Source organism: Mesorhizobium dulcispinae (assembly GCF_033977345.1).
Taxonomy (GTDB): Bacteria; Pseudomonadota; Alphaproteobacteria; order Rhizobiales; family Rhizobiaceae; genus Mesorhizobium; species Mesorhizobium dulcispinae.
This window is the reverse complement of record NZ_JAVIIY010000010.1, coordinates 21,627-47,127: the sequence shown is the minus strand read 5'-3', so window position 1 is coordinate 47,127 and position 25,501 is coordinate 21,627. Positions and strand designations below refer to the sequence as shown.

Here is a 25,501-nt window from a genome sequence, read left to right as displayed (position 1 = left end):
TATGGGGTTGTGCCGGGCGAAGTCCAATGAGGGCGGCGGGAGCGGCTAATCTCCCCTCGAGGGGAGACTACCAGTACCCCCACGATTCCACGGCAATTTCGACGCCGGCTCCAACGCTGGCTCCCCCGGGCCTCATGCATCGTCTCCGTCGACCGCGCGAACAAACGCGCCCGCAACCTATGGAGATGACAATGACGACTTTGGATCGAACCATCAGCGCGTCCGGCCGGGCGGGCTTCAGCCTGCCCGGCTTTGCCGGCCGCGCGCTCAGGCTGGCCTATCGCGCCATGAAGATGCGCAGCGAACGCGCCGCGCTGCAGGCCATGCCGGACCACATGCTTAAGGATATCGGCATCAGCCGCTCGCAGATCGAGCACTACACCCGCGTGCGCCTTGCGCCCTCCGACACGGAGGGGACGGGCCGCTGAAGCATCGCCGCTTCGCCGGCCGGAACGGCTTATGAGCCCAGCCAAAGACCCCGGCATTGCCGGGGTTTTTCGCGTTTGACCCAGCAGCGACCGGCCTCCCAACGTTGGATTGCGGCGGCGGGCGCGCGTCCCAAATGAAACAGTCGATGCAATTTCCACGGTGCCCGCATCAAAAATTCCACGCTCGCACCCACTCTCGCTCAAACGCTCGACCGCCAAAAGAAAGCGTCACGGCAACCAAGCCGCAAACAACCTTCGGAGTAGGAAAATGCAACCCAACACCAAACCTGCACGACTTCCGCTCAATGGCGTCGACACGCCGAACCTGTTGGCGACGATCAACTTCGTCGCCGGCCAGCCGGAACTGGCGAAGTTCCAGTTCCGCGCCCACAATGAATGGATCGAGGGCACGCACAGCAAAAGCGTGATGCATGGCTTTCACGGCGCCGGCCAGGAGCAGAAGCACGAAAAGCCCTTCTATGCCGACAGCGACCATCCGGCGATCCTGTGCGGCGCCGACAACGCGCCGACTCCGGTCGAATGGCTGCTGCATGGGCTGGCGAGCTGCCTGATGGCGGGGCTCGCCAACATCGCCGCCGCGCGCGGCATCAAGCTCACCAAGGTCAAGTGCTCGGTTGACGGCGACATCGACCTGCGTGGCATCCTCGGCATCTCGGACGAGGTCCGCAACGGCTTCCAGAACATCCAGGTCTCATTCGACATCGAGGGCGACGCGCCGGCCGAGAAGCTCCAGCAGCTTGTCGAGCAGGCCCGCGCACGCTCGGCCGTGTTCGACGTGCTGACCAAGGGCGTGCCGGTCACGGTCGGCATCAAGACCATCCAGTGACCTAAAGCGGGTCGCGCTGAAAACGGATTCAGGCGACGCGCTTTAGATCTTTGTTTTGACGCATGTCGTTGTTCCAGAACCGCTGCACACTTCTGGGCGACATGCGTTGGCTGAAAAAGCCGGTCCGGAGAAATCCGGACCGTTTCTTCCCGGGGTTTTGGAACAGCGCCATGAGACATGCTGACGTCGTCATCATCGGCGGTGGGCAGGCCGGGCTTGCGCTCAGCCATTGCCTTGGCCGCGCCGGCATCGATCATGTCGTGCTGGAGCGCGGCCGCATCGGCGAGCGCTGGCGCTCGCAGAGCTGGCGTTCGCTGAGGCTCTTGACGCCCAACTGGCTGAACGCCCTGCCCGGCTCGCCCTATGCGGGTGGCGACCCCGACGGCTTCATGGACAAAAGCGCCTTCGTGACGACGCTGGAGGCCTATGTGGGACGCTGGCAGGCGCCGGTCGAATGCTGCGTAGAGGTTCTGTCCTGCAGGCGGACCGGCAACGGCTTCATGCTCGACACCAGCGCCGGCGCCTGGTCGGCTAAGGCCGTCGTGGTGGCCACCGGCCATTGCGACCGGCCGATGATCCCCTTTGTGTCACGAACCATAGGTGGGCCGCTCGCTCTCCACGCTTCGCAGTATCGTTCCCCCGGAGAATTGCCGCCCGGCGGCGTGCTGATCGTCGGCGCCTCCTCCTCCGGCGTGCAGATCGCCGACGAGCTGGCGCGGGCCGGCCGGCGCGTGATGCTGTCAGTCGGCAAGCACACGCGCCTGCCTAGGCTGTGGCGCGGCAAGGATATCTTCTTCTGGCTCTGCCAGATGGGTCTCATGGCGCAGCCGCTCGACGCGCTCGCCAACCCCGAGAGCGCCAGGCGGCAGCCCTCGCTGCAGCTCGCCGGGCGGCCGGACAAGGCCGATGTCGATCTCGCCACGCTGCAGGCGCTGGGCGTTGAGCTGACCGGGCGGGTGCGCGGCATGGCCAATCGCGAGATCGCCTTCGCCGACGATCTCGCGGCGAACGTAGCGGCGGCCGAGGCAAAGCAGGCGCGCCTGCTTGCCGAGATCGACCGCTTTGCCGGCGCGGCGCGACCAGGCCGGCGCGAACCGGTGGCGATACCTTCAGCACAGCCCCGGCGGCTTTTGCTGACGGACGGATCGATCCGCACGATCATCTGGGCGACGGGCTATACCCGATCGTTAGACTGGCTGGAGCCATCGGCGCTGGGACCGGACGGCGAGCTCGCGCATCAGGGCGGCGTCACCAGCGTTCCGGGCCTCTACGCGCTCGGCTTCCGCTTCCTGCGCAAGCGCGATTCCAACTTCATCGGCGGCGCCGGCACGGACGCGCAGGCGATCGCCGCCGAGGTCTCCCGCTATCTCGACCGCAAAGGCCGCCAAGCCGCCTGAGGACAATGATGATGCCAACGACTGCGATTTCCCTTACGCCCACGCCCAAACGCGTCCAGTACGATGCGATCATCGTCGGCGCGCGCTGCGCCGGCGCCTCGACGGCCCTGCTGCTCGCCCGCGCCGGGCTGAAAGTGCTGGTCATCGAGCGCAGGCGCTATGGCTCGGACACGCTGTCGACGCACGCGCTGATGCGTCCAGCCGTGCTGCAATTGTCGCGCTGGAGCCTGCTCGCGCCGTTGCTCGAGGCCGGCACACCACTGATCGAGACGACGACCTTCCATTATGGCGATGAGGAGATCGCCATCCCGCTCGACAGCGGACCGGACCTGCCCGGCCTGATCGCGCCCAGGCGCACCGTGCTCGACCGCGTTCTCGTCGACGCCGCGCGCAAGTCCGGTGCCGAGTTCCTGCACGACATGGCCGTCGCCGACCTGTTCGCCGATACGAGCGGTCGCGTGCGCGGCGTGGAGATCCGCGGCGCGGGCGCTGCATCCTTGCGGGTCAGTGCCGACATCGTCATCGGCGCCGACGGCATCGGCTCGTTGGTGGCGAAATGCTGCGACGCGCAGGTGCTGCGCGCCGGCAGCGTCTCTGCCGCCCATGTCTATAGCTATGCTCCCGTCGAATCCGGCGCGGGCTACCACTGGTATTTTCGCGACGGCATTGCCGGCTCGCTGATCCCGACCAATGACGGCCTGGCCTGCATTGTCGCCTCGGTGCCGACCAGGCTGTTCGACCAGCACTTCCGCGCCGACCATGCGCGCGCCCGCATGGAGGTGCTGGAAGCACTCTCACCCGCCGTTGCCGTGCAAGCGGGCCGCGCGGCCGAGGATGCCCGCCTGCAGGCGTTCCGCGGCGTGCCGGGCTATATCCGCCAGGCCTACGGTCCGGGCTGGGCGCTGGTCGGCGATGCCGGCTTCTTCCGCGATCCGATCACCGCGCACGGCATTTCGGATGCGCTGCGCGATGCCGAGGGCCTGGCACGGGCGGTCCTGGACGGATCGGAAGCAGCCTTCGCTGCCTGGCAGCGCGGGCGCGACGTCTTCGCCAATCAGATCCTCGACGCTACGGACGCCGTCGCAAGTTTCGACTGGACGCTCGCCGACATCGGCGAGCGTCATCGCCGCTTGAGCGCGGTGATGAAGGCGGAAGTCCAAGCGCTCGCCGGAGAGGAGATGCCAAGCCACACCCTCCCCGCCGCCCGACGGCGGCCGGCGGCGCGGCGGGCACCGGCAAACGACACCAGCCCGCCGGTAGCAGCCGGCTCGATCACGCAACGCAACCGAATGAGGATGAGACCATGACCGCGCATATGATGAAGGACGGATGGATCGGCGTCGTCAACGGCCGCCCGCAGGTGGGCGCGTCCGCTGAGCGCTCGCGGCGGACACAGGCGCAGGATATCGAAGCGTTCGCCGAGATGACCGGCGACCGCAACCCGCTGCATTACGACAGGCAGTTGGCCGAGGCTTCGGTGTTCGGCAAGCTGATCGTCCAGGGCGGCGTCACTTCAGGCATCCTCAACGCGGTGGTGGCGGAGGACCTTCCCGGTCCCGGCTCGGTGTTCCTCGAAGTCTCATGGAAGTTCGTCAAGGCCGTCGGCGTCGGCGAGCTGATCACCGGAAGGGTCGAGGTCACGGAGGTGCGCGCCGACAAGCCGATCACAAAGCTCGAGACATCGGTGCGCAACGAAGCCGGTGAGATGTGTCTCACCGGCACCGCGACGGTGTTCACCGTGCCGCTGGCCAAGAGCTGAATGCGCCTGGTCCCCGATTGCCTATCTATTTGATGCCACATGCTTTGGGGCATATATGCCTACCGGAAGCATGGGAGCGGCAATGCTTGAAGCGACCATCACCTGCCCCGAGTGCGGACATCGCGAAAAAGAGACGATGCCCACGGACGCCTGCGTTCATTTCTATCAATGCCGTGGGTGCGGAACGCTCCTGAAGCCTCGCGCGGGTGATTGCTGCGTGTTCTGTTCCTACGCCGATCAACCATGTCCGCCGGTTCAGGAGGACCGTTCAGCCCACCGGGGCTGAAGGCCGAAGTGAGGACGGGCAGCAAGCTGGTCCTTAAATCACTCCAGTATAAGCGCGCAGATGGCCAACCGTTTTCGGCAGGCCTTGCCTCTCCAGCGTATCGAGGTATTCGGCAGGGCTTCTGGGAGGGTTCCTCAGCCGCGCGCGACATCTTTGAACCGAGACCAATACGACAGCATTGTCGATGCCGAACTGCTGGAAAATGAAATCGTCGGGGTGGATCAGGTCCAGATGGTATTTATCGAGAACGGGCTTGGGAAAATCCCTGAGGTTGAAGTGACGATCGCATCGGCAGCCGAGACGATGGCCGCCGCCAGAACATGGCGGTCATTTTCGTCGGGAAGCGCTAGGCTCGGCAGCAAGGTCCTGATAGCCATCAACCAGGCAATCCGGGACGGCGCGGTTCATCAGGTCGCGTGTTCTGTAAATCTGCTCCGGCTTGAGATCCGGACGGTCCTGCAAGAGGTTGCGCATCCACTCATCATGGATCTGTTCTGTCCACTTGGCGCGATAGAGGCCACCTCCGGCGGCAAGTTCCACGAGGAGATCGCGCAGCGGGGCTGGATAAAGAACGCAAGCGTCCAGGACAGCGGTACAGGAAGAGGTCTTAATAGCCCATCCCCAGTTCCTGGGCTTGAGCGGCCAGTTCTTCCATGACCTTTTTGCGCTCTTCCTCCTTGCTGTTTCGGTATGCCGTCAGATCGGAGAACTTCACTCGCCGATGCGTTCCGACCATGTTGAAAGGCAACCTGCCCTCTTCCAGCAGCCGGATGAGATAGGGGCGCGATACGTTGAGGTAGTCCGCCGCCTCCTGCGTCGTAAGCTCGGCATGGATCGGGATCACCGTCACCGCATTTCCCTGGCCCATTTCGGTCAGAAGACGGTAAAGCAGGTCGCCGACGCTCTTCGGCAGGCGCAAGGTTTCCTTACCCACCTGAACCTTCAATTCTGCATCGTCGCGCTTGGTGCGCGAAAGCACCCGACTGGCCTGAGCGGCGAGTTCGGCGTCGTCCACCGATGGCAAGACCGGTCGTCCGAGCAGCCTGGTCATTAGTCATGTCCTTATCGGTATGGCATTTACACCATTATCCGCAATATCCGAAATAAACGCAATAAGTAAACGCAACCTCGCTGATATGGTTCCATGACGGGCAGCCGGACAACCGCCCGCGGGTCTTACGATCCCGCCGTCTCGGCGACGAAGGCCCGGACGTGGCCGATGAACTCGTCGAAGGCGGGCTCGCCCTCGAGCAGGATGTGGTTCTGGCTTTCCAGTTCGAAGAAGCGCGCGCCGGGAATGCCGGCCGCCATGGTGCGGCCCGACTCCACCGGCGCCACGTTATCTTCGCGCGCGTGCAGCACCAGGGTCGGTACCCGCACCTTTTCCAGGAGCTCACTCACGTCGATGACGGAGAAGGCGCTCTGCAGGCGCCAGGCATCGTCCGGCGATACGGTGCGAAGCATCAAATCGTCCATCCAGGCGAAATGTTCGTGCGTGGCGCCGGGGATGAACATGGAGCAGAAGGCCTGGCGGAACATCGGATTCGGCTTGCCCCAGCTCTCACGCATCAGCGTCGCGACGGCCTCGCGTGTGGCGATCTCGCCGGCGTCGCCGCGCGCCCGCCAGCCTTTGACGTAGCCGCCATAGAGGATCATGCCCGACACTTTCTCGGGATGGCGAATGGCATAGGCGATCGAAACCGCGCAGCTCTGCGAAAGGCCGAGAAGCGTGAAGCGATCGAGTTCCGCCGCCTCGACCACGCATTCGAGATCCGACACCATCGTGTCGAACGAGACGTCGACCACATGGCGTTGCGACAGGCCGTTGCAGCGCTCGTCGTAGCGCACCAGCTGGTTCTCGCGCGACAGTTCCGACATCCAATGCCGCCAGATCGGGCTGTCCCAGTCGAAGGTCAGATGCGACATCCAATGCGCGGCGCGAAGAATGGGCGGGCCGCTGCCGGTCTTGGCGAAAGCGAGCCTCGTGCCGTCGCGGGCCCGGCAGAAATGAACGGCACGGCCGGGGTCCTGTGTGGCCGTCGGGCTCTTTCCGAGGGAAGGCGAAGGCGGTTGGGCCTGGGCCACGCCGGGTTGCGGCGAGCGTGGCGTCGGATGGACGGCCGCTGCCCTCACCTTCTCCTCCAGCGCCTCGATCTCTTCCGCCAGGCCTATATCCTCCGGCAGCAGGCGGCGCAGGCGCCGGGCAAGCGGCAGCGCCCGCCGCGGCTCGCCGGCCAGGCGACCGACCAGCTCGCGCAATATGCCAAGCTCGGCGATCTCGACCTCGCTGGCGAGGCCCGCGCGCCACGCCTCGTATTCGAAGCAGCGCTCGAGCGAGAGATCGGCGAGGAAATCGCCGCGGATCGAACCGGCGACGGCCTCCAGTTCTTCCGTCGACGCCAGGGAAAGATCGCCCTTCAGCAGCGGCAGCAGCCGGGCATAGTCCGTTGCGACCTTGAGCGAGACGCTGTTGCGGTCGGCGACCAAAGCGCATTCGTCCTCGCCCAGCACCTGGCGGATCTTGGACAGACTCCAGCGCAGCGCGCCGCGCGGATCGTCGGGAATGTCCCAGAAGATTTCGCAAAGCCGCTCGCGCTGGTGCGGCTTGCCGGTGACGGCGAGATAGGCGAGCAAGGCCCTCGTCTTGCGCGACGGCGGCAGGTCGAGCAGCGCGCCGTCGCGTGCCACCTGAAAATCGCCGAGCACGCACAGGTTCAGCGGCCCGCTATACGGACCGACAGTCATGCGACCGGGCACCCTTCCACTGCCATTACCCCCTGGCTTCCCGCGGCGGGAGAAGACCGCACCGCAATATCAAAATCGGCTAATTTACGGAAGCCGATACGGCAAGATGGGAGCGGGGAATGTGCGATGGGTTACATTGGCGGGCGGCGCCGGACGAGAAGGGCGCCGTCGCCGAAACTGCCAATCCCCCACCTTGTGGGGGAGATGCTTGGCAAGGCAGAGGGGGCGCTGTCCCGCCGGCCTATCCGTTTTTTGCACCCACACAAGATCACGGAACGGTCGAGTTCCTTCGCGCCCCCCTCTGTCCTGCCGGACATCTCCCCACGAGGGGGGAGATTAAGCGCGTCAACGCCTTCTCCAATTGCCAGCCACCGCGATCCCCATCGCTATCACCACCAACCCCGCCGCCACCGCGAAGGTGACGCGCATGCCGCCAGCCACGGCTTCCGGCGCGGCCTCGGCAATCTCCCCCGCACCCACAGCAAACGCAAACAGCGCACCCATCACCGCCGCGCCGGTGATCAGGCCGAGATTGCGTGACAGGCTAAGCATGCCCGACACCACGCCGCGCTCGTTGCTGTCGATATCGGCCATGACGGCGGTGTTGTTGGCCGCCTGGAAGAGCTGATAGCCGGGCGTCAGAAGCATGATCGCCGCCGCGTAGCCGGCGACCCCGAACAGCGCCGGCAGCAGCGACAGGGCACCGCAGCCGATCACCATCAGCGCCAGCCCGGCGACGACCATCGCGGATGCACCCAGGCGGTCGACGATGCGGCCGGCGACCACGCCGCACAGCGCCGAGACGACCGGGCCGATCGACAGGACGGCACCGACCAGCGCTTCGCTCAAGCCCAACGCGCGCGACAAGAAGAACGGCCCGACCACAAGGGTCGCCATCATCACGGTGGAGACCAGCGCGTTCATGGCGAGGCTCGGCGCCAGCACCGGGTCGCGGAACAGTGCCGGTTTGACCAGGGGCGAGGCCACCTTGCCCTCGGCGTAGAGGAACAGGCCGGCGCCGAAAACGGCAGCGCCGAGCAGCGCACCGTTCATGCCGCCGAAACGGCCGCGCCCGAAAGTCATCGCCAACGCGTAGGCGGCAAGGGTCAGCGCAAGCAGGATCGTGCCGAGCATATCGAAGCGGCCGCGTCCCCTCTTCGCGCCCTGATTTTCCCTCGACTCGCCCGCAGGCAGGAAGCGCCGTGCGGCAAGCATGGCCGTGACGCCGAGCGCGGCATTGACGAGGAAGATCGAACGCCAGCCGAAGGAAGCGATCAGCACCCCGCCGAGCGACGGCCCAAGTGCCGTTCCGATCGCCGACATGGTGCCGAGCAGGCCCATGGCGCTGCCGGTGCGCTGCTTCGGCACCGTCTCGCCGACGAAGGCGATGGTCAGCGCCATCATCACCGCCGCGCCCAGGCCTTGCGCGGCGCGGGCGACGATCAGCAGCGGCAGGGTCGGCGCGAGCGCCGCCGCCAGCGAGGCGGCGCTGAACAGCGCGAGACCGGCAACCATGAGCAGCCGCCTGCCGACGAGATCGCCGAGCCGCCCGACGCTGACGATGAGCGCGGTGATGACAAGCAGATAGGCAAGCACCACCCATTGCACCGCCGGGAAGGACGCGGAAAAGGCCGTGCTAAGCGTCGGCAGCGCGACATTGGCGATGCTGGTGCTGAGCGAGGACAGGAGCATGGCCAGCGACAGGCTGGCCAGCGCGCCGGTTGCCGAGCGGCTTGCTGATGCGATGCGTGGATCTGCGACCTCGACCATGACTCTTCTCCGGCTCGGGTGAAACTTGCCGAGAAGATAGGCGCTTGCCTGATATGGCGGAATGCGCAGCACTTGCACATGAACAGTGCATGAAATGCCATGTCATGGCGACGCAACAATGCTATGGTCGTGCCATGTCGCGACCCGATCTCAACCTGCTCGTCACGCTGGATGTGCTGCTTGCCGAAGGCAGCGTCGCCAGGGCTGCACGTCGGCTGAAGCTCAGCCCTTCGGCGATGAGCCGCGCGCTCGCAAGATTGCGCGAGGCGACCGGCGATCCGCTTCTGGTACGCGCCGGGCGCGGCCTGGTGCCGACGCCGCGCGCCATCGAGCTCGGTGCGGATGTCGGCCGGCTGGTGAAGGAAGCGGTAGCCGTGCTCAGACCCGCCGAGCGGCTCGACCTCAAGCGTCTCGCGCGCAGCTTCACGCTGCGCAACAGCGACGGCTTTGTCGAGAATTTCGGCCCTGCTCTCATCGCGCGCGTCGCCGAGGAGGCGCCGGGCGTTCAGTTGCGCTTCGTGCCGAAGCCCGACAAGGACAGCGCGCCGATGCGCGAGGGCAGTGTCGATCTGGAGACCGGCGTGGTCGGCGGCTCGACCGGTCCCGAGGTGCGGGCGCAAGCTTTGTTCCGTGACCGTTTCGTCGGCGTGGTGCGCATAGGCCACCCTTTGAGCGAAGGCAGGATCACCGCCGCTCGTTTCGCCGCCGGACGACATATATTGATCTCGCGCCGCGGCCTCGACCGCGGGCCGGTGGACGACGCGCTGGAGCCCGCCGGGCTGACGCGGACGATCGCCACCGTGGTCGGCGGCTTTTCGGAAGCGCTGGCGCTGGCGCGCGGCTCCGACCTCATCGCCACCGTGCCGGAGCGCTATACGGGCAAGCTGCGTGAAGGCCTGTTCACCTTCGCCCTGCCGGTGAAGCTCGCCGAACTCACCATCTCGCTGCTATGGCACCCTCGCCTCGACGCTGACCCCGCGCACCGCTGGCTCCGGGGGGTGGTGCGGGAGGTGTGCGGGAGGCCGCCGATCTCCTCCCTGCGGCAGGATGGGCGGTCCACCTCCGCAACTGCTGCGGAGGACGGGCAGGCCAGGGGGCGCGAAGGATCACGGCGCGTCAGGACCAGGGTTCCTCGCCCCTCGAAGTAAGGGAGGGGAGGCTCGGCGAATCCGAGACGAAAGGGGGAACGCCCTACAAAGGCCCCCTCTTCGTCCGCTTCGCGGACACCTCTCCCTCGCTTCGCGGGGCGAGGAACCCAAGTGCTGCCACCTTCAGTGCGCTGCCGTCAGCGGCGTGTTCTTGCGCATCGTGATCTCATAGTTCAGCCGGTTGCGGCCACCATCGAAATTCCACTTCAGCGGATCGCGCACCCCGTCGATCGAACTCGCGCTTGGCGTCCTCATCGGCGAGAGCAGATAGGCGTTGAAGGTGGCGGCGCGCACCTTTTCCATCTCCTGCGCACTGGCGCCGCCCATGAGACCGGCAATCAGCGTCGCGAGAAAGATGAGGAATCCAAGCGCCAGCCTGTCCAGCCAGGACTTGCGCCTGGCGAGCACTTCGAGCAACCGACTGCCCACCGCACCCTCCCCGCTCGGATAGTGCATTCTAGCATGTCTGCATGAGCGCATCATGAAGCCTTTCACAGAGGAGTTGACGGGACCCGAGGGAGATGCCACCGAAGGCGACAGAGGGGGCCGCGGTGCGTGAAGCGCCAACGCCTTGCCGACGCCAGAAGCGCCGGCGCTCTGGCCCTGCTGGGCATCTCCCCCCTCGAGAGACAAGGGGGAGATTCAGCGCCGATGTTGCGCTGCGGAAATGCGCCCAAAAAAAGTCAGGTTGAGAACCGGACCTCAAAATACCTCAGCCGACGAAAAACGAACTTATTCAAGCGGATAGGCAAATAAGCGCGCACTTGACCACGCGGCGGCCGAAAAGCCCGGAAATCCGCCATTTCCAGGCTTTCCCGTGGGGCAATGGCGCGATCGCGGCAGGCCGATTTCGGCCCTGCACAACGACAAAAAACGCCCTCGACGCGGCGTCCCGCCCGGCGTTGACAGCAAGCCCCGCCAATGGCACTCCGCAATCACTGGTCACGCCATGACCGTTGCTGTTGGGGACGGACGGGGTTTCAGCAGCTTGGCGGCGGCGCCGGACGGGCGGGCACCTACGCAGTGCACCGCCCGCTCCTGGCCAGGAGCGGCGCAAGGCTCCGAAGGGTGGCTGCCGCTAGACCGCGATGGACGAGCCGTTGCCAGCCGCTACAGCCGAAAGCTTTTCGAGCGTCGGCTGCTGTAGACCTTCCCCATCGAGATCCCCCTGAAGACGATCCGGGCAAAATGAGAGCCGCGGGGAGCGCCTGTCGGGTTTGGGGCGCCCGACGGCTTCAGAACGTGAAGCCGGACGATGGGGCGGCGGCGGTCGCGGCCGAAAGCCTTTCGCGCTTTTGCAGCCTGGGCTTTTCGTAAGTCTTCTTCATCGTCCGCTCCTGCGAGGGTCAACGATCGGCGCAGGTGAACGCGCCATGCCGAGCCTGTCAAGCTTCGACGAGTGCAACCATGCGGCAAAGCCCGGCGAAATCGCCCGCTGCCGCCGGCTCGGCGATACGCGGTGGACGCCGAGGTCAGCCCGCGTGCTGCAGCCAGTGGCGGTCGAACACGTTGACGATGGCACGGAAATCGGTCGGCGGGATCTGGTTGGCGCCGCCGCCGCTGTCGGCGCCCAAGAATTGCTCGAGCTGCCGGTCGACCGTTTCCGGGTGCTCCACGGCGATGCCGAGACCCGCCAGGTCCTCGGCGACCGAGCCGCCGGGCGGCAGGTACCCGCCCCATGTCTCGGCGCCGGATGCTGCATCGCGCAGCCGCACCAGCAGGATCCTGGTGATCGACGGTTGGGCTTCGGGCCCGATGATGGCGGCGCCGCACATATAGCCGCCGAGCACACTGACCGGCTGCGTCTGCGGGAACAGGCAGAGGAAGAACTGGGCGTCGCCGCCCACCTCTTTCAGATGCACGTAGAGGCCGCGCTTTGCCGGGTTGACCGGGCCGCTGAGCAGCAGCTGCCCGGTCGGCAAGGTCTCGCGATAGGTCGCGGCAAGCCCATGTGCGCCGGGCCCGGCCTCGATCGACAGGCGGCCCTTGATGAGCTGGCCGCGGTAGTAGGGCGACCACGCGCGCGAATAGCAGGCATAGGTCCCGGCAAGCCCGGAGCCGAGGCCGCGCTCGTCATGCGCGGAGGCCTCGAACTGCATGCCGGCGCGGCGCTCCAGCTCGGCGCCGTCGATGCCACGGCGGGCCGCGATCGCGGCGGTGAAGCTTGCCAGATCGCTCTCGGCGATCCAGGCGCCGGGCTGCTCCAGCTCGAGCACCTTTGCCCAGTCGTCATAAACGCTCATCTGGCGCGGCCGCGCGCGGCCCTGCAGCCATTTGTCGGCGCGGCCGAGATCGAACGCCGTCTTTGGGTTGACGGCTCGGAACGCCGCCGCCAGGTCCTTGCGGGTCACCGTTCCCAGCAAGGCCGACGTCAGTCTTAGTTTTTGCGCGATGTGCTGCGCCATGCCACAAGCCCCTCGATACTTTTCGCCGCTTTAGGTCCCTGTTTTGATGCATGTCGTTCTCCCAAAACCGCTGCACACTTTTGGGCGACATGCATCAGAGCGTTTCGGCGTTTGGCAGGGGAATCGCCGAGCTGCCTACGGTTTAGCACGTCGGCAAACAGTCTCCATTCCCCGGCCATGCCAATTTTCCATGGCCTAATATTCCAGGAAATCCAGAGAATTCCACAGCGTTCCGCACGCACCGTCTTTGCGGCCGGACAGCCGGCGCTAGGGTCGCCGCCAGGGTGGGTGCAGGGGAGCTGTCATGAAAGTCGTTCTATCCGCGCTTGTTGTGGCGCTTGCGCTGTCGCAAGCCGCTGAAGCCAAAACGAAAACTCTGGTGACCGAGACAAAGACCCAGACCGAGAAAACCCGGCCGGCGCTGGACCAGACGTCCACTGGCGGCATTTTGCCTTCGGCCGACCGGATGGCGAACGACGCTGAACCGGGCCAGGCCTATCCGCCGCCGCTGGACCTGCACTTCTAGAAGCAATCCGCGAAAAGTGCTCAGGGGTTCTCCGTCAGGAATTGCGTAAGACAAAAGGGAGCCATTCCCCGGAAGGCCGCACGGCGGTTTCCGGTCCGGATCAGCGAGGAAAAAACAATCGGCCGGGCAAAGGGCCGAACCAAACAGCCTCCCGGCCAGCCTGAGGGTTGGGGGCTAGGCGCCGCCGCGGCGGGGGCAGGCGCCCGTCCGCGCGGATCGCAAAACTGCGGTCCGCGCGGGCCACGCCAATCCTCAGTTCGGCCAGTTCTTGCCGTCTTGACGAAAGGACGGCGAACCGGAAAGCTCGGCACGGTTGCGGCCAGGGCACTGCAATGGTGCTGTGCGACGAGGGAGGCCATACTATGGGTGCCGACGAAAAGCTTGCCGCGCTCGGCATTGTGCTGCCACCGCCGCTGAAGCTGCCGCCGGGCATGGTGCTGCCTTTTCCGTGGGTGAACGTGCGCGGCGACCGCGCCTACATCTCCGGCCACGGGCCGCAGGAGCCGGACGGCGCGCTCGCCGGCCCGTTCGGCGCCGTCGGAGGGAGCGTGTCGCTGGAAGAGGCTCGCGCGACCGCCCGCAAGGTCGGGCTGTCGATGCTCTCCAGCCTCCGGCGCGATCTCGGCAGCCTCGACCGGATCACCGGCTGGTGCCGCGTGCACGGCATGGTCAATGCGGCGCCGGGCTTCACCCAGACACCGGCGGTGATGAACGGCTTTTCGGACCTCATCCTCGAAATCTTCGGCCCGGAGATCGGCCGCCACGCCCGCACGGCCATCGGCGTCGCCGCCCTGCCCTTCGATCTCCCGGTCGAGATCGAGGCCGAGGTGATGATTGTGGAGTGAGGCTTACAGTCTCGGCTCAAACGGCCTCCGCAGTTGGACCGTCTCGCAGCTCGGCAGCAATGTTCCCCAGGATTGCCGCAAGCACCAATGCGCCGCCCGCGAAGGTTTCCATCGCCGGCATCTCACTGAAGAACAACCAGACCCATAGCGGTCCCATCGGCATCTCCGCCGAGCTGAGCAAGGTGGCTTGGGCGGCCGGCAGGCGCCGCGCGCCCATCGTGTAGAGCCCGAGCGCGACACCTTGCGTGATGATTCCGAAAAGACCGAGCAGCGCCACCTTGCCGAGAGGGATATTGAATGGGTCGGCGAAAGAGAATGCAAAAATAGCCGCTACGATATTGCCGAGAGCCGCGGATTCCAGCATCGGCGTGTCGCGATAGCGGCGCATGGTGACGGTCATCATCGCGATCGCGAAGGCCACGTAGACCATTGCAAGATCGCCTTTCAGATGACCGCCACCCGCGCTGACGGTGCCGCGGACGGTCACGGCGACACCTGCCACGGCAACGAATGTGCAAAAAATCGTACTGGCGCCGGGCCGTTCCCGGAACCACAGCCAGGCAAGAACAGCTGCCATGAAAGGAACCGTGGAGTAGATGACACCGCCATTCGCGATGGTGGTGTTCTGCATGGAATAGATGGAGCAGAAGAGGCCAGTGGCGATGAGTGCGGTGGTTGCGATGCCCGCGGGCATCACGGTTCGTGGCCAATCCAGTGACCAACGCTTCCGTTCCATCATGGCGAGAGCGACAATCGACGGTCCGCCAAAGGTGCAGCGCCAAAAAACGACATTCCATATGTCGACGTCGGGCAACATGCGCACGAACAGGCCCATGGTGCTCCAGGCTAGCGCAGCGGCGAGAACGAGCACGACGCCCAGCCGCGCGTCACGACGGCTGCCCGTTTCGACCTGCACCGCGTCGACCAAGGATGACCCCATTTGGGCTACGCGCCCATGATGCGCCGAGGCTATCGGGAGGGCAAGAAGGTTCTAAACAAGCATATTCTAAAATGGCATGAGATCGTGGGCGCTACGCCTATAGCAGCCGGCGTCGCCGCCCCGCCCTTGAATCGATATCGGGGCGAGTGGCGGCTTGACCAGGTCATCGCCGGCGCGATAGGCGGGGCGCTCGCCAATTCAATCGACGAAAGACCCACCATGACAGATGCGATCGTAAGAGACAGCAACGGCACCCCGCTCAATGACGGCGACTCCGTGACCCTGATCAAGGACCTCAAGGTCAAGGGCACGTCCGAGACAATCAAGCGCGGCACGCTGGTGAAGAACATCCGCCTCAACGGCAATCCCGGCGAGATCGAATGCAACACCAAGCAGGTGAAGGGCCTGGTGCTGAAGACGGAGTTTTTGAAGAAGGCGTGAGTGTGGGCGGGCGTCGTGCCCAATCTCCCTCCTGGTGGGGGAGAAAGCATTTTCCTGCATTTGCGAGCGGGCTTGCCCCGAGCAAGTGCTTGGAAAATGCCAGAGAGGGGGTGAGCAGCCGGTCCGCCGAAGGCGAATTCATCGTGCCACTGGCACGATGAAAGGCCGGCGAACGCCGGGACGCTGCGGAGCAGCGGGGACCCGGCCGGTAAGGCGCAGACCTAACTTTCTCGCAGGCTCAGACGCTACTTTCTCTTGGGCTGGCGCTTTCCCCTCACTTGCGATTTCTAACACTTAGCTTCGCTAAGATATTGAAATCGCTTTCTCTCCCACAAGAGGAGAGATATGGCGCCCCTCCCTTATGTTGCACTGCGTTAGATTTGTTGCATTGCGATATAAACCCGTAGGCGCGAGGCTTGCCCCAAGGCGGGATACGAACGAGCGTTGCGAGGTTCGCCTTCGTGTCAGCACCATCGCCGGACTTCCGGCCAGACATTGAGGGGTTGCGTGCGCTGGCCGTGGCGGGCGTCGTCGCCTTCCATTTCGGCCTTACGGCGCTGCCCGGCGGTTTTGCCGGCGTCGACATCTTCTTCGTCATCTCCGGCTACCTGATCACCCGCCATCTCGTCACCGAGATTTCCGAAACCGGCCGGCTCGATTTCCTGCGCTTCTACGCCCGGCGCGCGAGGCGACTGCTGCCGGCGGCGCTTTTCGTCATCGCTGCGACGCTTGCCGCGGGCGCAATCATCCTCTCGCCGGAGGAGCAGGCGCTCTATTCCAAGGGCGCGATGTGGGCCTCGGCCTATGTGATCAACCTGTGGCTGATCCGCTGGTCGTTCGACTATTTCGCCAATGACGCCGCCAACAACCCCTTCATCCATTACTGGTCGCTGTCGGTGGAGGAACAGTTCTACCTCGCCTGGCCGGCGCTGTTGATGCTGGCGGCCTGGCTGAAGCCCGGCAAGCGGACGATCGTGCTCATGATCGCCATTGCCGGCCTCGTCTCCTTCGCGGTCTGCGCGTGGCTGACAACCGTATCGCAGCCCTGGGCCTTCTACTTCTCGCCGCTGCGCGCCTGGGAATTCGCCGCCGGTGGGCTGGCCTCGATGGCGCCGGCATGGCTGCTCCAGAAGCGCCCGTGGCTTGCCCCGGCACTCAGCTTGGCCGGACTGGCAATGATTGCCTTCGCTTACCTCACCTTCAGCGAGGAGGCTCCCTTCCCCGGTTTCCTGGTGCTGGTGCCGGTTACCGGCACTGTCCTTCTCTTGCTGGCGGGAGCGGCCGGCGTCAGGGACGGCGTGAATGCCGCCCTGGCGCTGCCGCCCTTGCAGTGGATCGGAAAACTTTCCTATTCGCTTTACCTGTGGCACTGGCCTGTCATCGTCTATGCCGGCATGCTGGTGGAAGAGCTGACGCTTGCCCAACGCCTCGCCTGTCTCGGGCTGACGTTGGCGCTCTCGGCGCTGAGCTATCATTTCATCGAGAATCCGATCCGTCGCAACGGCTGGCTTATGGCCAATGCGGCGCGGGCGCTGGTGCCGGCCCTCCTCCTGACCGGCACCGGCGTCGCAGCCGCCTACGGCAACGCAGCGCTTGCGGTGCGCCACCAGGATCCCGAGCAGCGCGAGATCGCGGCAAGCGCTGCCGTGCCCGCCACCGCGCGCGCCGAGGCCTGCGTCGAGGGCTATGGCACGGTGACGCCCAAACCCTGCGTGTTCGGCAATGGCCGGCGCATGATCGCGCTGTTCGGCGATTCCCACGCCGATCACTGGTCGACGCCGCTGATCGAGGCGGGAAAGAAGAACGGCTACCGCGTCGAGACCTGGCTGAAGAGCTCGTGCCGGCCCTCACGCTTCTCCTATTTCGTCACGAAGCTCAACCGCGACTATCGCGAATGTGACCAATGGCGCGAGCAGGCGATCAAGGAGATCATCGCCGCGAACCCTTCGCTGGTGGTGATCTCGGAGCTGGCGCTGACCTCTTCGCGCAAAATGGCGGCCGGCAAGGGCGAGCCGGACACGCCTGACGCCGTGTGGCGGGCCGGCCTGCGCTCGACACTGGTGAGTTTGAGCAAGGCCGGGCTGAAGATCGCCTTTATCCGCGACGTGCCGTTCAACGACGAGAACATCGACACCTGTGTGTCGCGCGCGTTGTGGCGCGACAAGGCGCCTTCGCTCTGCGACCAGACGCGCGCAGATGCGGCCAACGATAAGATGGCGGCAGTCGAACGCGAGATCGTCACCAGCGTGCCCAACGCCTCTTACGTCGACCTCACCGACCGCTTCTGCAACGCCACCACCTGCCACGTCTTCATCGACGGCCAGATCGCCTTCCGCGACCAGCACCATCTGGCGACGCCGTTTGCGGAATCGCTGGAGCCGGAGGTGGAGAAGAGGGTGATCTCGAAAGTGGGGCGGTAGGCGGGGCGCTGGAGCGCCAGATCTCCCCTTGTGGGATCGTCGCAAGCTCAGGGCGGCGCGCCGTGATCCTTCACGCCCCCTCTGGCCTGCCGGCCATCTCCCCCACAAGGGGGGAGATCAGCGGCTTCGGCGCTGTGCCCTTACCCCACCACTACGACAAAATGCTTGGTCACCGGCTCGAGGATCTTCCAGGTGCCTTTGAAGTCCGCCTCGACGACGAAGGCGTCGCCCGGGCCGACCTCGACCGGCTCGCCTCCATCGGGCGTGATGATGATGCGGCCGGCGATCATATGCACGAATTCGTAGTCTGTGTAGGTGGCGTGGTAGGTGCCGGGCGAAGCGCGCCAGGTGCCCGACATCACCTTGCCGTCCTCGCTGGTGTGCTGGACGGCGGTCTGCATGGTCGGCGTGCCCTCGACGACGATCCAGCCCGGCAGGTCGCCGGCCTCGGCATGCTCGACGGCACCGAATTTGAGAATGGTCTGCTTGCTCATGGAGGGCTCCTGCGGTTGCCGGGATTGGCTGGCGGTTGAATAGCCGATGGCGCCGCATGGCGCGCGCGGCGCCGCGACATGGCGCGACGGTCTGGGACGGAGGCGCCTTATCTCCTCCACAAGGGGGAAATCGGCAGGTCCAGCGCCGCTCCTCGCTCCGCCCCCACAATTTTCTCGGGAACACGGCCCGTCTTGAAACCGTTTACCGATCGAAGGGGCATCCATCGAACCTCAAGGAGGCAGCGATGAAAAAGCTTCTGCTTGCTTCGATGATCGCCATCGCCTCGGCGTTTGCGATCGCGCCGGCCAGCGCCGGCAGCGTCCAGTTCGGTATCGGTATCGGCCCGTCCTATGACCCATACTACGGAGACGACTACTATGGCGGGTATTACCCTCACCGCTATTACCGGCACGTCTATGATGACGACTACTACACTCCCTACCGTGATCGTTACGTGGTCCGCTATCATAACCGGTATTATGGTGATTATTGCCGGGTCAAGATCGTGAAGCACTGGCGCCATCACCACCGCGTCATCGAAAAAATCCGCATTTGCGAGCGCTGACCGGCTAGTGCCCGCGACTGGCTGATCTTCCCCCGCGAAGGGAGATGGCCGCCCGCCCATCCCGGCGATGGGCGGGCGAATATTAGCGCTTGGGAACATAGGCTGCCTCCAGCGCGTTTATGGGGTGACAAACCTCAGGAGGAGGTAGCCATGAAAAAGCTCCTGCTCGCCTCTGCTATAGCCATTGCGTCGGCGGCAGCCGTGATCGGCCCCGCCAATGCCGGCCGTCTCGAGTTCGAGTTCGGCATCGGCGACGGCTATTACAATGACTATTACGACGACTACGGACCCTATTACGGCGACTATTATGCCCATCGCTACTATCGCCCGTATTATGGTGAATATTACAGTTACAGGCCGCACTATTACTACCGGCACCACTACTACTTCCGGCACCACAGGCGATGCCATATCGAGTATGTGTGGCACCGCCACCATAGGTACGAGGCAATTCGCATCTGCAGGTACTGAGCCGGCGATGGGCTAAACCTCTTGAGGGGTCGGCAGGTGGTGTTTGCAATTAGCGAAGCGGGCGGCGCGGGCCAATCTCCCCTTGGGGGGAGATTGGCTAATCGCCTTGCAAATCCCGCGCAAAATGCCGCCTGCAAAGGCCGGCATCCACAACCAACAAAACACGTGACGCAGCGAAGCTGCAGCGCCGAGCGTAGCCGCGCCTGGAAGCCTTTCGGCTGGGCACGCGTTGTCATGAGGAACCTTCAGGAGGAGGTTGCCATGAAAAAGCTTATCTTTGCTTCCGCGATCGCCCTCGCTGCGGCCGCGGTCCCTGTCGCGCCGGCGGACGCGCATGTGTTCTTCGGCCTTGGCAGCGGCTATTTCGGTTTCGGCCCCTTCGGCGACTTCTACAACAGTTATAGCGAGTATCCCTTCTACGGCCCGTATTACGGCGGCCCCTATTACGACACGTATATCGGCCCCGGCTACAAGCGCGGCTATGGCAGCTTTGCGGTGCCCAATCGCGACCGGGACTGCCGGATCGAGGTGGTGAGGCACCGGAGTCACCACCACTGGGTCAGGCGGGGAATACGCGTCTGCGGCTACTGAGCCGGGCTGAGATGCCTGCCCGCTGTCATTGACAGCTGGCGAAGCGGCAGCGACCGAGAGCCCCCGATCGATCGGCAGACTGGCACTACTGCACTCCACTTTGTTGGCAGCCAATGTCAGCGATCGGGAACGTGGGCTCCTTGCGGCGCGTTTGTCTGATGATCGACCTTCAGGAGGAGGTTGCCATGAGAAAACTTCTACTTGCCTCGGCGATCGCCGCTGCCTCCGCGGTAGCCACGATCGCTCCGGCGGATGCGCACGGATTCTTCGGCCTTGGTTTCGGTCCGTTCGGCTTCAGCCCGTTCTACGGCGCCCCGTTCTACGGCGGCCCGTTCTACGGCTACGGCCCCTATTACGGCCCGCGCTACTACGACGACTATTATCCCGGCTACATGGTCCCCTATCCGCGCTACCGGTATCACAGCTACTACTACCGGTACCACTATTACAGGCACCACCATCGGTACCATCATAGGCACCACTACAGGCACCACCATCGGTACTATTACAGGTACTAGGTAGCACGCGTAGCAGGCCGCTGGCGAAGCGAGATGGTGAGCACCGGCGTCACCGCCACCGGGTGGGTTTGCGCCGCTGACATGGGGCCGGCAGGGCGGAGGGGCGTTGTCTCACCAGCCTCTCCTTCGTCATCCACGGGCTTGACCCGAGGATCCATGCCGTGACATTGGCCGAGGAACGCAACGCATCAGAATTCTGCACCGTTGTAACGCTCGAACGTCACGGCATGGATCCTAGGGTCTGCGCCGCGTCGCTTCGCTCCTTGCTCCGCCCTAGGATGACGACCGCGAAGCTTGTGCGCGCCCACCTCCTCCGCCTTGCAAATCCCCACCAAAATGCCATCTAGAAAGCCGGCATTTATGGAGACCAAGACGTGACGCAGCGAAGCGGCAGCGCCGACCTGCCGCTGCATGGCGGGCGGGTCCCGAAATGGCTGGGCGAGCGCATGACGAAGCTCGGCGCGGTGCTGTGCGAAGCGATCATCCACCATTACGGCCGCGACGAGCTGCTCAGGCGGCTCGCGCATCCCTTCTGGTTCCAGTCCTTTGGCGCCGTGATGGGCATGGACTGGCATTCCTCCGGCATCACCACTTCCGTCATCGGCGCGCTGAAGCGCGGCTTGAACCCACTCGCCGGCGAGCTCGGCATCCATGTCTGCGGCGGGCGCGGCGCGCATTCGCGCAAGACGCCGGGCGAGCTCATCGCCATCGGCGACCGCGTTGGCCTCGACGGCGATGCCTTGGCCACCGCCAGCCGGCTGGTGGCCAAAGTGGACAGCGCCGCCGTTCAGGACGGCTACGACCTCTATTTGCACGGCTTCATCGTCACCGATGACGGGCGCTGGGTGGTGGTGCAGCAGGGCATGAACGGCGACGCCCGCCAGGCCCGCCGCTACCATTGGCTGTCGGAAGGACTGACGAGCTTCGTCGACCAGCCGCATGCGGCGATCGAAGGCGAGCGCCAGGGCGAGATCGTCAACCTCACCGACCGTCGCGCGGAGAAAGCCCGCGGCGGTCAGATCGCGCTGTTGAAGACCATGAGCCCGGAGAAGATCCTGGCCGAGCTCGCGGTGCTGGAGCCCCCAGGAATTGTCAAGCCGGCGCCGGAACCTGCCGCGCAGCCGCTGCTCCCCAACCTCGTCATGCCCGCGCATCACGACGTGCGCGAGAGCGACATCGTCATGCGCCGGCTGCACGGCAACATTTCGGCCGCGATCGAAAGCGGGCCGAAGGATTTCCCCGAGCTGCTGCTTGTACCCGGCGTCGGCCCGCGCACGGTGCGGGCCTTGGCCATGGTGTCCGAAGTGGTGCACGGCGCGCCCTACCGCTTCTCCGACCCGGCGCGCTTCTCCCTCGCCCACGGCGGCAAGGACCGCCACCCCTTCCCCGTGCCGCTGAAGGTCTACGACGAGACGATCTCGGTGCTGAAGTCGGCGGTGAGCAAGGCCAAGCTCGGGCGGGATGAGGAATTGCAGGCGCTCAAGCGGCTGGATGGGGAGTCACGCCGGATGGAGCGCTATGTGACGGGGCCGAGCCTGAAGGAGATCGTCGCCGGCGAGATGGACCAGTCGCATCTGCTCGGGGGACGGAGTGTGTTTGGGTGGGAGGGGCCGCCCGTGAGCGGCGAGGAGCCAACGAAGGCAAATAAGACTGGAGCTTGAGAAGCGTTCGGTCGGCGCCGCCCCTCATTGCCCTGCCGGGCATTTCTCCCCGTATAGTGACGGGGAGAAAGACGCTGCCGCCGGCGCCGCGCCTCTTCCTTCGCCCCGTTTACGGGGAGAAGGTGCCCGAAGGGCGGATGAGGGGCAGCGCCATGCCTTTGCAAGTTCATGCCAGCCGCCTCACATCGTGATTCACCTCGCTGCGGCAAGTGCCTGATTTCGCCGCGTCGATTGAACCCCTCACCCCGCCTTCCGTCCCATCATCATCCCGTAGTGCACCGCCAACAAATCGAGCCCGACCTTCAGCAGCTTGACCACCACGTCGCGCCCGTCGCCGCTTCGCTCCGCGATGGCCTTTACCGACTGGCCTTCGAGGCAGATTTTTCGCACCACCTCCGCCACCTCCCAATGGGCAAGCGCGGCTGCGGCTTGGGCATGGGCTCGGCCGGCTGAGAGCACGCGGTCGGGGATGCCGCCGCCGACCCGGCCGCCGTCGACGCGCTCGCTCCAGGATTGCGGCTGCAGGCCCTCGCGGGCGGCGCGCTCGAAATCGTCGCGGAAGCGTTGTCCTGCCTCGCGCTGCTGGCGGGTGAGCGAGGTGATGCCGATGAGCGGATCGACATTGCGCAGGCGCACGATGCCGCCGGTGGAGGTGTAGCCGCCGTTCGACACTTCGTAGACGCGGCGCGCCTCCGCGGTGCCATTCGTGAGGCGCTGGCGGCCGAAGCGGTCCTCCTTCAGCGCGAAGTCATGGCCGATCTCGCGGCGGATGCGCACCTGCTCGGCCTCGCCCTTGGGAAGTTTCGGCGGCTGGGGTTTTCTGGAGGCCTTGCGGGGCATGGGTGTTCCTTGAGGTTGGGAGAAATTGGAGAGGCTGGCGTTCCGGCGATCGCGCTCCGATCACATTCCGCGACGTCCGTGAAACCTGGCATGATGATGCGCACAGTAGGAGCGCGTGCCGGGCGTACGCAGGCCGCAGCAGAGCATGTGCGGTCCCGGGCGCGCGCCGGGCGGGTCGTCCTCGGCATCCTCGCGCAACGCGAGGTCGATCGGTGCGCGGCAGCGGCCGAACAGGCAATCGAGGAAACGCATGGCCGCGACATGCGGCTGTCGGCCCGGCGCTACCGGAGGCGGCGGCGCCGGCAGTGTGTAGAGCTGGGCTTCGGATTTTTCGCGGCTGCCGGGGGAGAGCCAGGCCGGCGGCAGCGTACGCGCGGGTTTGCGGGCTTTGGGTGTCTTTGGCTTGGGCGTGCGGGGAGTGATGGCGCGGTCCGCTCGCGCGGCGAGCTCAAAAGCGGACATGTCATCGGGACGGCGCCCCCCTCTGCCCTGCCCGTCCTCCGCAGCAGCTGCGCTGCAGCTGCGGAGGGTGGACCGGGCATCTCCTCCACTTGGGGGGAGATCTGCAATTGCAGCGTCGGCTTCCTCAACTCGACTGGCAAGTGCCGCCGGCTCGGACAGCGTCACCGCTCCAGCCACCCTGCCCCGTCGGCTCGGACGATCCGGCCGTGCATTCTTCCGCGGCCGGCCGCCGGCGCGGCCGCCTTTGGGATTGGCGAAGCCGATGGCTCGCAAGCCCGCGTTGCGGTGGACGATGCCGATGATGGCGTTGCGCGAGACCGGGCTGCCGCGCAGCGCGCTGAAGCGACCGGCGATGCGCGAGGCCGAAAGCCCCTCCTTCAGCCAGGCGGCGATCTCGTCGATTTCCTTTTCGGTGTAGGCGGCTGCCATCTTCTCATTCCATTGCTTGCGAAGGGCTTGACTTCCGGCCAAGCGCCAGGGTTCGGCCGCGAGGCCGCGTCTTGAGGTCGGCGAGAGAGTTGAGGTCAGGCGGCGCCGGGCGCCGCGCCGGTCAGTTGAAGAAGGGCCGCCTCGGCGGCGGCCCGCGTCAGCCCCGACACCGCGCGGCCCGTGATCCGGTCGAACAGGATGACGGTGCCGTCCTCGGTGCGGATGCAGGAGACGGGCGGACCTGAATTGGGGGCCGGAGCCGGGGGAGGAGCGGCTCCGGCCGTTCCGGTGAACCGGAGTGCGGGCGGTTCAGCCGGATCCGGGGCAAAAGCCCCGGAATGCGTCCGGACCGGGGAGGAGGACAGTCCGGACGATTGGAATTCGAAAGTCGAGGGACGCACGTTCATGCCGCCTCCACTTGCATGGCGGCGGCGGCGCGGCCGGCCATCCATTCGTGGCCGACACCGGCGATGCCCAGCCTGCGGCTCGCGGCCACCACATGCGGCCAGTGCTGCGACGCGTTGCGGCTGCAACGGCGCATCCGGCGAGCGGCCTCGTAGCAGCAGTCGACATCGGCGAAAGCGCCGATGCCCTGCCAGCGGTCGACAAGCCCCGAGATGGTCGGGGGCAGACTCACGAAGCTCATGGACAATGCGGAAATGCTTGCGGGATGCTCAATCATGCGCTAAGCGTACGTTATGTACGAACGACGCGCAAGCGAAATCGTACACTTTGGACGATAATTTTCAGGCATTTTGTACGATGATGGATTCTCGGCACAGATTGCAGCAGGCGCGCGCCCGGGCAGGCTATGCCTCGCCCAGCGATGCGGCACGGGCGTTGCGCGACATCAACAAGAACACCCTCATCAGCCACGAGAACGGCAACCGGCCGCTGTCGCGCAAGGCGGCGGAGAAATATGGCCGGCTGTTCAACGTCGACCCCGGCTGGCTCCTGTTCGATGGTGGTTTGGGGGGTGACGGCGCCGAGGCAGCGCCGGTCCACCTTGTCCCCTCGCCCGTCACCATCGACGTGCCGATCGTGTCATGGATCAGCGCCGGGGAGCTCGGCAGCCAGGAGGGCGTCGTCAACCTCTCCGACTATCCGACCATCCCCACCACCGACCTCGAGGAAGGCGAGTGGATTGCGCTGCGCGTCGACGGGCCGTCGATGAACAAGATCTCGCCGCCGGATTCGATCATCTTCGTCAACCTGCGCGACAAGCGGCTGGTGACCAATGGCTGCTACGTGATCGCCGACGAGACCGGCCGCGCCACCTACAAGCGCTACCGCCCCAACGACATCCCGCCCTTCCAGCCGGCGTCGTATCTGGATATCCCCCCGCCGGAGCTGGAGGGCGCGATCACGATCATCGGGCGGGTGAAGCGGTCGATGATCGATATGTGAGGGTTGGCGTGGACAGGCCGAGAGGGCCGCCTCTGTCCCGCTGACGTTAACCTTAGAAGCGCAGGAATGCAGCTCCCGCAATTTCTGCTTGCATTTCGGAACAAA

The 25,501-nt window shown here is 65.3% G+C and carries 30 protein-coding genes; 18 read left to right on the top strand and 12 right to left on the bottom strand.

What is annotated here, in order from left to right; all coding sequences use genetic code 11:
* Positions 1-191: 191 nt before the first annotated feature.
* The 6 genes from RFN30_RS21150 (at position 192) to RFN30_RS21125 (ending at position 4,717) form a co-directional block, all read left to right on the top strand.
* Positions 192-428: a DUF1127 domain-containing protein gene (locus RFN30_RS21150; RefSeq protein WP_320264026.1), complete on the top strand. Its 237-nt coding sequence runs from the start codon at positions 192-194 to the stop codon at positions 426-428.
* A 268-nt stretch (positions 429-696) separates the two neighbouring features.
* The gene (locus RFN30_RS21145) at positions 697-1,275 is read left to right on the top strand and encodes an OsmC family protein (RefSeq protein ID WP_320264025.1); all 579 of its coding nucleotides are present in this window, start codon (positions 697-699) and stop codon (positions 1,273-1,275) included.
* 170 nt (positions 1,276-1,445) lie between these two features.
* Positions 1,446-2,672: a flavin-containing monooxygenase gene (locus RFN30_RS21140; protein ID WP_320264024.1), complete on the top strand. Its 1,227-nt coding sequence runs from the start codon at positions 1,446-1,448 to the stop codon at positions 2,670-2,672.
* An 11-nt stretch (positions 2,673-2,683) separates the two neighbouring features.
* Positions 2,684-3,979, top strand: coding sequence for an NAD(P)/FAD-dependent oxidoreductase (locus RFN30_RS21135; protein ID WP_320264023.1), 1,296 nt, complete (start codon positions 2,684-2,686; stop codon positions 3,977-3,979).
* Positions 3,976-4,431: a MaoC family dehydratase gene (locus tag RFN30_RS21130; protein WP_320264022.1), complete on the top strand. Its 456-nt coding sequence runs from the start codon at positions 3,976-3,978 to the stop codon at positions 4,429-4,431. The genes RFN30_RS21135 and RFN30_RS21130 overlap by 4 nt, the downstream gene beginning before the upstream one ends.
* Positions 4,432-4,501: 70 nt before the next feature.
* A complete protein-coding gene (locus RFN30_RS21125) occupies positions 4,502-4,717 on the top strand; it encodes a GDCCVxC domain-containing (seleno)protein (protein ID WP_320264021.1) in 216 nt (71 codons plus the stop codon).
* A 33-nt stretch (positions 4,718-4,750) separates the two neighbouring features.
* Here the strand turns inward: RFN30_RS21125 and RFN30_RS32525 are convergent, their stop codons facing one another.
* Positions 4,751-4,885 carry a VapC50 family PIN domain-containing toxin gene (locus RFN30_RS32525; protein WP_502572751.1) on the bottom strand — a complete coding sequence of 45 codons (135 nt, stop codon included), beginning with the start codon at positions 4,883-4,885 and terminating at the stop codon, positions 4,751-4,753.
* Here RFN30_RS32525 and RFN30_RS21120 point away from each other — a divergent pair.
* Positions 4,871-5,374, top strand: a complete 504-nt coding sequence (locus RFN30_RS21120) for a hypothetical protein (protein ID WP_502572750.1) — start codon at positions 4,871-4,873, stop codon at positions 5,372-5,374. The two genes, RFN30_RS32525 and RFN30_RS21120, sit on opposite strands and share 15 nt — an antisense overlap.
* On the opposite strand, the gene RFN30_RS21115 is transcribed toward RFN30_RS21120, so the two are convergent.
* The 3 genes from RFN30_RS21115 to RFN30_RS21105 form a co-directional block, all read right to left on the bottom strand.
* Entirely contained in the window at positions 5,325-5,768 is a 444-nt protein-coding gene (locus RFN30_RS21115; RefSeq protein ID WP_320264019.1) for a helix-turn-helix domain-containing protein, read from the bottom strand. The genes RFN30_RS21120 and RFN30_RS21115 overlap by 50 nt on opposite strands.
* A 125-nt stretch (positions 5,769-5,893) precedes the next feature.
* A complete protein-coding gene (locus RFN30_RS21110) occupies positions 5,894-7,462 on the bottom strand; it encodes a bifunctional AfsR/SARP family transcriptional regulator/alpha/beta hydrolase (RefSeq protein ID WP_320264018.1) in 1,569 nt (522 codons plus the stop codon).
* A 345-nt stretch (positions 7,463-7,807) separates the two neighbouring features.
* Positions 7,808-9,232 (bottom strand): MFS transporter, encoded by a 1,425-nt coding sequence (locus RFN30_RS21105; RefSeq protein ID WP_320264017.1) that lies wholly within the window; start codon positions 9,230-9,232, stop codon positions 7,808-7,810.
* Positions 9,233-9,366: 134 nt separating this feature from the next.
* On the opposite strand from RFN30_RS21105, the gene RFN30_RS21100 reads away from it, so the two are divergent.
* The gene (locus tag RFN30_RS21100; protein ID WP_320264239.1) at positions 9,367-10,380 is read left to right on the top strand and encodes a LysR family transcriptional regulator; all 1,014 of its coding nucleotides are present in this window, start codon (positions 9,367-9,369) and stop codon (positions 10,378-10,380) included.
* Positions 10,381-10,503: 123 nt separating this feature from the next.
* Here RFN30_RS21100 and RFN30_RS21095 read toward each other — a convergent pair whose 3' ends face one another.
* Both RFN30_RS21095 and RFN30_RS21090 read right to left on the bottom strand, forming a co-directional pair.
* Complete coding sequence (locus RFN30_RS21095; RefSeq protein WP_320264016.1) at positions 10,504-10,809, bottom strand: hypothetical protein; 306 nt, start codon at positions 10,807-10,809, stop codon at positions 10,504-10,506.
* 1,043 nt (positions 10,810-11,852) lie between these two features.
* Positions 11,853-12,785 (bottom strand): hypothetical protein, encoded by a 933-nt coding sequence (locus RFN30_RS21090; protein WP_320264015.1) that lies wholly within the window; start codon positions 12,783-12,785, stop codon positions 11,853-11,855.
* 304 nt (positions 12,786-13,089) lie between these two features.
* Between RFN30_RS21090 and RFN30_RS21085 the strand changes: the two genes are divergently transcribed.
* Together RFN30_RS21085 and RFN30_RS21080 are read left to right on the top strand one after the other, a co-directional pair.
* Positions 13,090-13,311, top strand: a complete 222-nt coding sequence (locus tag RFN30_RS21085) for a hypothetical protein (protein ID WP_320264014.1) — start codon at positions 13,090-13,092, stop codon at positions 13,309-13,311.
* 362 nt (positions 13,312-13,673) lie between these two features.
* Positions 13,674-14,156, top strand: coding sequence for a RidA family protein (locus tag RFN30_RS21080; RefSeq protein WP_320264013.1), 483 nt, complete (start codon positions 13,674-13,676; stop codon positions 14,154-14,156).
* Between the two features lie 16 nt (positions 14,157-14,172).
* Here the strand turns inward: RFN30_RS21080 and RFN30_RS21075 are convergent, their stop codons facing one another.
* Complete coding sequence (locus tag RFN30_RS21075; RefSeq protein ID WP_320264012.1) at positions 14,173-15,084, bottom strand: DMT family transporter; 912 nt, start codon at positions 15,082-15,084, stop codon at positions 14,173-14,175.
* Positions 15,085-15,315: 231 nt separating this feature from the next.
* Between RFN30_RS21075 and RFN30_RS21070 the strand changes: the two genes are divergently transcribed.
* Positions 15,316-15,537, top strand: a complete 222-nt coding sequence (locus tag RFN30_RS21070) for an alkylphosphonate utilization protein (protein ID WP_126100844.1) — start codon at positions 15,316-15,318, stop codon at positions 15,535-15,537.
* A 461-nt stretch (positions 15,538-15,998) separates the two neighbouring features.
* Positions 15,999-17,957, top strand: a complete 1,959-nt coding sequence (locus tag RFN30_RS21065; protein WP_320264011.1) for an acyltransferase family protein — start codon at positions 15,999-16,001, stop codon at positions 17,955-17,957.
* A gap of 140 nt (positions 17,958-18,097) precedes the next feature.
* Here RFN30_RS21065 and RFN30_RS21060 read toward each other — a convergent pair whose 3' ends face one another.
* Entirely contained in the window at positions 18,098-18,451 is a 354-nt protein-coding gene (locus RFN30_RS21060; RefSeq protein WP_320264010.1) for a cupin domain-containing protein, read from the bottom strand.
* Between the two features lie 245 nt (positions 18,452-18,696).
* Here RFN30_RS21060 and RFN30_RS21055 point away from each other — a divergent pair, with 245 nt between their 5' ends.
* The 5 genes from RFN30_RS21055 (at position 18,697) to RFN30_RS21035 (ending at position 22,258) form a co-directional block, all read left to right on the top strand.
* On the top strand, positions 18,697-19,017 hold the full coding sequence (locus tag RFN30_RS21055; protein WP_320264009.1) for a hypothetical protein: 321 nt from the start codon (positions 18,697-18,699) through the stop codon (positions 19,015-19,017).
* A 201-nt stretch (positions 19,018-19,218) separates the two neighbouring features.
* Positions 19,219-19,488 (top strand): hypothetical protein, encoded by a 270-nt coding sequence (locus RFN30_RS21050; RefSeq protein ID WP_320264008.1) that lies wholly within the window; start codon positions 19,219-19,221, stop codon positions 19,486-19,488.
* A 261-nt stretch (positions 19,489-19,749) separates the two neighbouring features.
* Positions 19,750-20,079, top strand: a complete 330-nt coding sequence (locus RFN30_RS21045) for a hypothetical protein (RefSeq protein ID WP_320264007.1) — start codon at positions 19,750-19,752, stop codon at positions 20,077-20,079.
* A 185-nt stretch (positions 20,080-20,264) separates the two neighbouring features.
* Positions 20,265-20,597 carry a hypothetical protein gene (locus RFN30_RS21040; RefSeq protein WP_320264006.1) on the top strand — a complete coding sequence of 111 codons (333 nt, stop codon included), beginning with the start codon at positions 20,265-20,267 and terminating at the stop codon, positions 20,595-20,597.
* A gap of 374 nt (positions 20,598-20,971) precedes the next feature.
* Entirely contained in the window at positions 20,972-22,258 is a 1,287-nt protein-coding gene (locus tag RFN30_RS21035) for a DUF763 domain-containing protein (protein WP_320264005.1), read from the top strand.
* A 240-nt stretch (positions 22,259-22,498) separates the two neighbouring features.
* Here RFN30_RS21035 and RFN30_RS21030 read toward each other — a convergent pair whose 3' ends face one another.
* The 4 genes from RFN30_RS21030 to RFN30_RS21015 form a co-directional block, all read right to left on the bottom strand.
* Positions 22,499-23,098, bottom strand: coding sequence for a DUF6456 domain-containing protein (locus RFN30_RS21030; RefSeq protein WP_320264004.1), 600 nt, complete (start codon positions 23,096-23,098; stop codon positions 22,499-22,501).
* Positions 23,099-23,158: 60 nt separating this feature from the next.
* A complete protein-coding gene (locus tag RFN30_RS21025; protein ID WP_320264003.1) occupies positions 23,159-23,989 on the bottom strand; it encodes a GcrA cell cycle regulator in 831 nt (276 codons plus the stop codon).
* Positions 23,990-24,084: 95 nt separating this feature from the next.
* Positions 24,085-24,396 carry a hypothetical protein gene (locus RFN30_RS21020; protein ID WP_320264002.1) on the bottom strand — a complete coding sequence of 104 codons (312 nt, stop codon included), beginning with the start codon at positions 24,394-24,396 and terminating at the stop codon, positions 24,085-24,087.
* A complete protein-coding gene (locus RFN30_RS21015; protein WP_320264001.1) occupies positions 24,393-24,635 on the bottom strand; it encodes a hypothetical protein in 243 nt (80 codons plus the stop codon). Before RFN30_RS21015 ends, RFN30_RS21020 begins: the two co-directional genes overlap by 4 nt.
* Before the next feature lie 116 nt (positions 24,636-24,751).
* On the opposite strand from RFN30_RS21015, the gene RFN30_RS21010 reads away from it, so the two are divergent.
* Complete coding sequence (locus RFN30_RS21010) at positions 24,752-25,396, top strand: LexA family transcriptional regulator (protein ID WP_320264000.1); 645 nt, start codon at positions 24,752-24,754, stop codon at positions 25,394-25,396.
* The last annotated feature ends 105 nt before the right edge of the window (positions 25,397-25,501 follow it).